The sequence below is a fragment of the Stenotrophomonas sp. AS012628 genome (assembly GCF_010608305.1).
Lineage (GTDB): Bacteria > Pseudomonadota > Gammaproteobacteria > Xanthomonadales > Xanthomonadaceae > Stenotrophomonas > Stenotrophomonas geniculata.
Genome location: NZ_VMBJ01000266.1, coordinates 1 through 227 on the forward strand (window position 1 = coordinate 1; position 227 = coordinate 227).

1 protein-coding gene is annotated in these 227 nt (G+C 63.9%); it reads right to left on the bottom strand.

The annotated features are described in order from the left end of the window. On the bottom strand, positions 1-227 hold a 227-nt coding region (locus tag G5A07_RS21865), incomplete at both ends, for a gamma-glutamyltransferase (RefSeq protein WP_191864030.1).

The window sequence follows — 227 nt, forward strand, 5'->3', positions numbered from 1 at the left end:
GTATAGAGCGTGTTGCCCTGCCAGTCGACGCGCATCGGTTCGCGCCACCTGACCTTGTAGTCGGCGAGGTCCTGGTGGGTGATCAGTCCCTTGTCCTGCTGCATCTGTGCCACCAGCAGGTCGGCGGTATGGCCTTTGTAGAACTCGTCCGGTCCCTTGTCGGCGATACGCTCCAGGGTCTTCGCCAGGTCCGGCTGGAGGAACGCCTCGCCGGCCTTCATGTGGCC